Genomic DNA, 8,179 nt, shown 5'->3' with positions numbered 1-8,179 from the left:
TGAGCGCTGGCCGCTGCTGGACGCCGCGCCGCGCGCCTGGACCCGGCTCGTGCCTGGCAATGCCGCCTTCATCAGCGAGCAGCTGAGCCGCCGCCTCAACGTCGGGATCGGTGACGTCGTCGAGGTGCCGGCGCCGGGTGGGACGTGGGAGCTCGACATCGTCGGCGTCTATGCCGATTACGGCAATCCCAAAGGACAGCTGGCGGTGAACGTCGCGGCGCTGATGCGGCAGTTTCCGCAGACGCCGCAGACGCGGGTCGGCCTGATCGTTGCCAAGGAGAATATCCCCGGCCTGATCGCGGCCCTGCAAAGACAGTTTGCGCTCGGCGACCGCAGTGTCGCGGATCAGGCGACGATGAAGGCGGAATCGATCCGCATCTTCAACCGCACCTTCGCGGTGACATCGGCGCTGAACGCGTTCACGCTCGGTGTCGCCGGGATCGCGCTGTTCACCAGCCTGTTGACGCTGGCAAATTCCCGCCTGCCGCAACTTGCACCGCTGTGGGCGATCGGCATCACGCGGCCGCGCCTCGCCGCGATCGAATTGACCAAGACGCTGTCGGTGGCGCTGTTCACCGCGCTGCTCGCCGTGCCGCTCGGGCTGCTGGTGGCGTGGTGCCTGATCGCGATCGTGAACGTGAAGGCGTTCGGCTGGCGGCTGCCGTTCCACGTGTTCCCGCTGCAACTGGTCGAGTTGGTCGCGGTGGCGCTGTTTGCGTCGCTGCTTGCGGCTCTGTTGCCGGTGGCAAGACTAGCGCGGATGCAACCGGCAAATCTCGTCAAGGTGTTCGCCAATGAGCGCTGACCTGATCTCGCGCCGCGCCTTCACCGGCGGCATCGCTGCGCTGGCGCTCGCACGCCGCGCCGGTGCGCAAGGCTATGCCGGGCTCGGTGAGACAGCGGATGGCTTTGCCAAGGTCACGCCGGGAAAGCTGTTCGCCTTTCCGGCCGACCACGGGCCGCATCCAGAGTTTCGTATCGAGTGGTGGTACCTCACGGCAAACCTCGTCGACGGCAGCGGTGCCGCCTGCGGCCTGCAATGGACGCTGTTCCGGCAGGCGGCGCAGCCGGGCCCGCAGGGCGAAGGCTGGGCCAATCAGCAGGTGTGGATGGCCCACGCTGCGGTGACGCGCGCCGATACCCACCGCTTCAGCGAAGCCTTTTCACGCGGTGGCATCGGGCAGGCCGGCGTCTCCGCAACACCCTTTGCGGCCTGGATCGACGACTGGGAGATGAAGGGCCTCGATCGCACCGACGATCGCACTTTGGCGCCTCTCACGCTGAAGGCAGCCAGCACCGATTTCAGCTACGCACTGACGCTGGAGGCCGATCGCGCCGTGGTGCTGCAAGGCGATGGCGGCTACAGCCGCAAGTCGGAGCGCGGCCAGGCGTCCTATTATTACAGCCAGCCGTTCTACCGCGCCCGCGGCAGGATCACGATCGACGACAAGTCCGTCGATGTTTCGGGCCAGGCCTGGATGGACCGCGAATGGAGCAGCCAACCGCTCGACGCCGACCAGACCGGCTGGGATTGGCTGTCGCTGCATCTGACGTCCGGCGACAAGCTGATGCTGTACCGGCTACGGCAGAAGGACGGCAGGGACTATCCGTTCGGCAATTGGATCAGCGCCGCCGGCGAGACGCAGATGATTGCGGGTGGCGACATCCAGATGAGTCCGAAGGCGACGACAGACGTTGCGGGACGCAAGCTGCCGGTGGAATGGCAGATCGCGATTCCCTCGCGATCGTTCTCGATTGCTTGCAAGCCGCTCAATCCCAGGGCCTGGATGGGGACCGGCTTCTCCTACTGGGAGGGACCGATCAGCTTTGCCGGCACGCATGACGGCGTTGGCTATCTCGAGCTGACCGGGTATTGAAGCGCGACCTCCTCAAAGGAATTCCGCGATGTATCACCTCACCGCCCTCGTCACGCTGCTGGCGATCGCATTTTATTTCTTCACCAGCATCAACGTCTCGCGCTCGCGCACCAAGACCGGCGTCAAGGTGCCCGCGATGTCCGGCCATCCGGATTTCGAACGCGCCTTCCGCATCCAGATGAACACGCTGGAATGGATGCCGATCATTCTGCCCGCGCTCTGGCTGTTCGCGGTCTATATCAGCGATAGCATCGCGGCAGGAATCGGCGCGATCTGGATCATCGGCCGCATCGTCTACTTCATCGGCTATTCGAAGGCGGCCGCAAAGCGTGGCCCGGGCTTCATGATCCAGGGCATTGCCGCCATCGCGCTGTGGGCGGGGGCGTTGGGCGCGGTGGTGCTGCGGATGGTGTGAGAGGGCGGCATCACGCGCTCGTGTCCCGGGTGCAGCGTGTACGCTGCGCCGCTGAACCGGGACCCAATCTGGCCTCAATTCGTGGAGAGACGTGGGTCCGGCTCTGCGCAGCAGGGTTTCACGCTGCAGCGCGTCCGGGACACAAGAGCCCTACTTCGTCAGCGGGCAGCCGCTGTCCTTTGCGGCGAAGAAGGCCTTGTCGCCCGGGACGGTGGCGAGCAGCTTGTAATAGTCCCAGGGCTTCTTGGATTCCGACGGCTTCTTGACCTCGAACAGATACATGTCGTGGACCATGCGGCCGTTCTCGAGCACCTTGCCGCCTTGCGCGAAATCGTCGTCGACCGGCAGCTCCTTCAGCTTCTTGGCGACGGCATCCGGATCCTTGGTGCCGGCAGCCTTGACCGCCTTGAGATAGCTCAGCGTCGCCGAATAGGTGCCGGCCTGGATCATGTTCGGCATCCGGCCGGTCCGCTTGAGGAAGCGTTCGCCGAGATTGCGCGACTTGTCGTTGACGTCCCAGTAATAGCCCTCGGTCAGCACCAGGCCTTGCGCGGCCTGGAGGCCGAGGCCGTTCACTTCGGCAAGCGTCATCAAGAGGCCGGCGAGCTTCTGGCCACTGGCGACGATGCCGAACTCGGAAGCCTGCTTGATCGAGTTGGTGGTGTCGAGGCCGGCATTGGCGAGGCCGACGATCTTGGCCTTGGAGCTCTGCGCCTGCAGCAGGAAGGACGAGAAGTCCGAAGAGTTGAGCGGCACGCGCACCGAGCCGACCACCTTGCCGCCATTGGCGGTGACGATCTCGCTGGTGTCCTTCTCCAGCGCGTAGCCGAAGGCGTAGTCCGCGGTGAGGAAGAACCAGGTGTCGCCGCCGGCCTTGGTCAGTGCGCCGCCGGTGCCGACGCCGAGCGCGCGGGTGTCGTAGGCCCAGTGGAAGCCGTAGGGCTGGCAGGCATCGCCAGTGAGACGCGAGGTCGCGGCGCCGACGACGATGTCGATCTTCTTCTTTTCCTTGGAGAGCTCGTGGATCGCGAGCGCGACCGAGGAGGTCGTCAGCTCCGTGATCATGTCGACGTTCTCGACGTCGTACCAGCGCCGCGCGATCGAGGTTGCGAGATCAGGCTTGTTCTGGTGATCGGCGGTGACGAGTTCGACCTTCTGGCCCAGTACCTCGCCGCCAAAGTCCTCGATCGCCATCTTGGCCGCCTCGACCGACCATTTGCCACCGTAGTCAGCATAGACGCCGGACTGGTCGTTGAGGATGCCGATCTTGACGCCTTGCGCGGACGCCGGCGCCGCCAGCACCAAAGCAGAGGTTGCGACGGCGGCCAAAAGTGCTGATTTCATATGTTATCTCCCAGCAGTTTTCTGTTTTGAAATCGCGCGGATAGTAGTGAAGAACCCCGCGTGTGCCCATTCATTTCATGTTGGTCGTTCGTATGGGCAACCGTGTGCCAAACAACCGCTGTCGTCCCGGACGAGCGAAGCGAAGATCCGGGATCCATAATCACAGGGAGCGGTTTGGCGAAGACTCGGAGTTACCGGTGTCGGGCCAAACTACTCCCTGTGGTTATGGATCCCCGTGTTCGCGGAGAAGACAGCGGAGGGTGTGGAGGCGCCGACGGCCATAGAGGCAGCGTCAGGCGACGACCTCCGGCTTCTTCCCCTCGTTCCGTCCTTCCGCCAGGTTCCGCACCACCACATAGAAGATCGGCGTGAACAACAGGCCGAACAGGGTGACGCCGATCATGCCGAAGAAGACGGCGACGCCGACCGCCTGCCGCATCTCCGAGCCGGAGCCGGTCGAAATCACGAGCGGCAGCACGCCGAGGATGAAGGCGAAGGAGGTCATCAGGATTGGCCGCAGCCGCAGGCGGCAGGCCTCGATCACAGCCTCCAGCCGCGGTCTGCCTTCGTTCTCGATGTCGCGCGCGAACTCGACGATCAAAATCGCGTTCTTGGCCGCCAGCCCCACCAGCACGACGAAACCGATTTGCGTGAGGATGTTGACGTCCTGCCCCATGATGCGCACGCCGATGGTGGCGGCAAGCAGGCACATCGGCACGATCAGGATCACCGCGAACGGCAGGGTCCAGCTGCCATATTGCGCGGCCAGCACGAGGTAGACGAACAGCACGCAGATCGGGAATACGTAGAGGCCGGCATTGCCGCCGGTGACCTGCTGATAGGACAGATCCGTCCATTCGAAGGTGAAGCCGCTCGGCAAGGTGTCATCCGCCAGCTTCTTGATGGTGTCGAGCGCCGTGGTCGAGCTGGTGCCGGGTGCCGGCTCACCCTGCAACTCGGACGCGGCATAGAGATTGTAGCGCGCGACGCGGTCCGGGCCCGAGACGTCCTTGAATTCAACCACGCTTCCGAGCATCACCATGTCGCCGGAGGCGTTGCGCGTCCGCAGGCGCGCGAGATCGCTGGGTTCTTTCCGGAACGGGAAGTCGGCCTGTGCGGTGACGTGATAGGTGCGGCCGAACAGGTTGAAGTCGTTGACATAGGTCGATCCGAAATAACTCTGGATCGTCTCGTTGATATTCGAGATGGGAACGCCGAGCTTCTGCGCCTTGGTGCGGTCGATGTCGACGAAGAGCTGCGGCGTGTTGGCCGTGAAAGGCGAGAACACCGAGGGGCCGAGCAGCAAGGGCGATTTGCGTGCCGCGGCGACAAGCTCGTCCGTGGCCGCAGCGAGCATCTCAGGCCCGCGGCCCTGGCGGTCCTGGATGCGGATGGTGAAGCCGCCACCTGTACCGATGCCGGGCACGGCCGGCGGCGGAATCACGATGATGAAGGCGCCCTGGATCGCGGACAGGCGTTTCCGCAGCTCGACCGTGATGGCGTTCGCGGACAATCCCTTCTTCATCCGCGCCTCGGGCTCGTCGAACACCGGGAATAGCGCTGCTGCGTTACCCGCCTGCGTACGCGTCGCACCGGAGAAGCCCGCGAAAGCGGCGACGCGGATGATACCCGGCGTATCCAGCGAGATCCGCTCGATCTCGCGCACGACCTCCGTGGTGCGCGCCAGCGAGGCCGCACCTGGCAATTGCACGGAGACGATGACGTAGCCGCGATCCTGCGCCGGGATGAACCCTTGCGGCGTCGTCACGATCAGCCAGCCGGCGCTACCGATCAGCACGACGTAGATCAGGAGCATCACCACCGAATGCCGGATCACGAAATCGGCAAGGCCGGCATAGCCGTGCGCCAACCGGTCGAACACGCGGTTGAACACCCCGGTGAAGGCACCCCACGCCCGGGCGATGACATTCCAGCTTGCCGACGGACGTTTCTCCTCGTGCGGCGTGAGAATCTGCGAGGCCAGCGCCGGCGACAGCGTCAGCGAGCAGAAGCAGGAGATCGCGGTCGCGACCGCAATGGTCACGGCAAACTGCTGGAAGAACTGCCCGGAAATGCCGCCGATGAACGCCGTCGGGACGAACACCGCGCACAGCACCAGCGCGATCGAGACCAGCGCGCCGCCGACCTCCTCCATGGTCTTGAGCGCGGCGTCGCGCCGGCTCATGCCGTGCTCGAGATGCCGTTCGACATTCTCGACCACGACGATGGCGTCGTCGACCACGATGCCGACGGCGAGGACGAGGCCGAACAAAGTGAGGTTGTTGATGGAGAAGCCAAGCGCCGCCATCACCGCGAAGGTGCCGACCAGCGACACCGGGATCGCGATGATCGGAATGATCGCAGGCCGCCATCCCTGCAGGAACACCAGCACCACGATGACCACGAGCAGCATGGCCTCGTAGATGGTCTTGATCAGCTCGTGCACGGACTGCGCGATGAACTCGGTCGGGTTGTAGCCGATATTGTAGTCGAGGCCCTTCGGGAAGCTCTCCTTGAGCTTCGTCATGGTGTCGGTGATGTTCTTTGCCGTGGCGAGCGCGTTCGATCCCGGCCGCTGCGTCACCAGCATGGCGACCGCCGATTTGCGCAGCAGGAAGCTGTTGGTGGAGTACGCCAGCGCCCCGAGCTCGATACGCGCGACGTCGCGCAACCGCACCACGCGGCCGTCGGAGCCGGCCTTGATCAGGATGTCCTCGAACTGCTTCTGGTCCTTCAGGCGGCCCGTGAAGGTGAGGTTCGGCTGGAAGGCGCGGTCGGCGATCGGCGGCTCGGCAATCTGGCCGCCGGCGATCTGCACGTTCTGGGCGCGGATCGCCGCCAGCACCTCGGCCGAGGTCAGGCCGAGATTGGCGATGCGGTCAGGATCGAGCCACAACCTCATTGAGTAATCGCGCGCGCCAAAGATCTGGATGTCGCCGACGCCGTCGAGGCGCAGCAATTGGTCGCGGACCTGGAGCAGCGCGTAGTTCGAGATGTAGAGCTGGTCGAACGTGTCGTCGGGCGACAGCATGAACACGACCATCAGGATGTCGGGTGAGTTCTTGCGCGTGGTGACGCCGTTGCGCTGGACTTCCTCCGGCAGGCGCGGCTGCGCGATCGCGACGCGGTTCTGCACCAGCACCTGGGCCTTGTCGAGATCGGTGCCGAGCTTGAAGGTGACGGTGATGGTGAGCTGGCCGTTCGAGGTCGCCTGGCTGTAGAGATACAGCATGTCCTCGACGCCGTTGATCTCCTGCTCGATGGGAGCCGCGACCGTGTCGGACACGGTCTGCGCGGAGGCGCCTGGATATTGCGTGGTGACGACCACGGTCGGCGGCACCACTTGCGGATATTCGGACACCGGCAGCGTGGTGTAGGCGAGCGCGCCGACGATCAGGAGCACGATCGACAGCACCATCGCCAGGATGGGCTGGTTGATGGAGAGACGGCCGAGATTCATGACTTGCCACCGGCTGGGGCTTGCGCGGTCTGCGGGGCGACCTTGGCACCGACACGGGCACGCTGGATGCCGTTGACGATGACGCGGTCCTCCGCCTTCAACCCTTCGCGGATCACGCGCAGGCCGTCATCCAGCGGCCCGAGCACGACGGGACGCGCCTCGACCGTATCGTCGGGTTTGACCACGAACACGATCTTGCGGGACTGGTCGGTGGCGACAGCCGCATCCGGAATCAGCAGAGCTTCGTAGGGCGCGCTGCCGATCAGACGGACGCGGCCGAACTGGCCGGGCAGGATCGACAGATCGGTGTTCTTGACGACGGCGCGGCTGCGCAGCGTGCCGGTGGAGACGTCGAGGCGGTTGTCGAGAAAGTTGATGGTGCCTTCATGCGACGGCTTGGTCTCGCCGGCGAGAGTCACCTGCACCGGGTTCGCGGTGTCGCGCGAACTCGGGCGCCGGCCTTCGAACCAGAGCTTGCTGTATTTGATGAAGGTCGCCTCATCCATGTCGAAATAGACGTAGATCGGGTCGAGCGTGACGATCGAGGTCAGCAGGGTCGAAGAGCCATTGTCGCTGCCCTGCACGAGATTGCCGGGACTGACGAGATGGCGGCTGACGCGGCCGGTCAGCGGCGCCGTCACATGCGTGAATTCAATGTTGAGCCTGGCAGCCTTGAGCGCGCCTTCGGCCTGCACCTCGGCGGCGTGCGCGGCCTGCAAGGCCTGACGGCGCTGATCGACGACCTGCTCGGAGACCGCGCTGGTCTGCACCAGGCTGAGACCGCGATCGAGCTCGCGCTTGGCAAGCTCCACCTTGGCGCGGGCATCCGACAGCTGTCCCTCCGCCTGCGTGGCCACCGCCTCGAACGGACGCGGGTCGATCACGTAAAGCAGATCACCCTGACGCACGATGGCGCCGTCCTGGAATTCGACGGAGTTGACGAAGCCGCCGACGCGGGGGCGGACCTGCACCTCCTCCACCGCTTCGAAGCGGCCGGTGAACTCGTCCCAATCAGTGACGGTCCGCTTGACCGGCTGGGCGACCGTCACAGGCGCCGGCGGCGGGGCGGCTGCCTGCGAGGCT

General features: G+C 64.9%; 6 protein-coding genes. 3 read left to right on the top strand and 3 right to left on the bottom strand.

Features of this window, described 5'->3' with window-relative positions:
- The 3 genes from MOV74_RS24935 to MOV74_RS24925 form a co-directional block, all read left to right on the top strand.
- Positions 1-805: ABC transporter permease (locus MOV74_RS24935; protein WP_246928644.1), on the top strand; the 805-nt coding region annotated here is incomplete at its 5' end.
- On the top strand, positions 795-1,877 hold the full coding sequence (locus tag MOV74_RS24930; RefSeq protein WP_246928642.1) for a lipocalin-like domain-containing protein: 1,083 nt from the start codon (positions 795-797) through the stop codon (positions 1,875-1,877). The genes MOV74_RS24935 and MOV74_RS24930, both read left to right, overlap by 11 nt.
- Before the next feature lie 28 nt (positions 1,878-1,905).
- Complete coding sequence (locus MOV74_RS24925) at positions 1,906-2,292, top strand: MAPEG family protein (RefSeq protein ID WP_246928640.1); 387 nt, start codon at positions 1,906-1,908, stop codon at positions 2,290-2,292.
- 150 nt (positions 2,293-2,442) lie between these two features.
- Here MOV74_RS24925 and MOV74_RS24920 read toward each other — a convergent pair whose 3' ends face one another.
- From MOV74_RS24920 to MOV74_RS24910, 3 genes are all read right to left on the bottom strand, one after another.
- Positions 2,443-3,636, bottom strand: a complete 1,194-nt coding sequence (locus MOV74_RS24920; protein ID WP_246928638.1) for an ABC transporter substrate-binding protein — start codon at positions 3,634-3,636, stop codon at positions 2,443-2,445.
- Positions 3,637-3,928: 292 nt separating this feature from the next.
- Complete coding sequence (locus MOV74_RS24915; RefSeq protein ID WP_246928630.1) at positions 3,929-7,096, bottom strand: efflux RND transporter permease subunit; 3,168 nt, start codon at positions 7,094-7,096, stop codon at positions 3,929-3,931.
- Positions 7,093-8,179 (bottom strand): efflux RND transporter periplasmic adaptor subunit (locus tag MOV74_RS24910; RefSeq protein WP_246928628.1); only part of this gene is annotated, 1,087 nt, incomplete at its 5' end. The genes MOV74_RS24915 and MOV74_RS24910, both read right to left, overlap by 4 nt.

Source organism: Bradyrhizobium sp. SHOUNA76 (genome assembly GCF_023006445.1).
Lineage (GTDB): Bacteria > Pseudomonadota > Alphaproteobacteria > Rhizobiales > Xanthobacteraceae > Bradyrhizobium.
The sequence above is the reverse complement of the archived record's forward strand: the minus strand, read 5'-3'. Positions and strand labels throughout refer to the sequence as shown.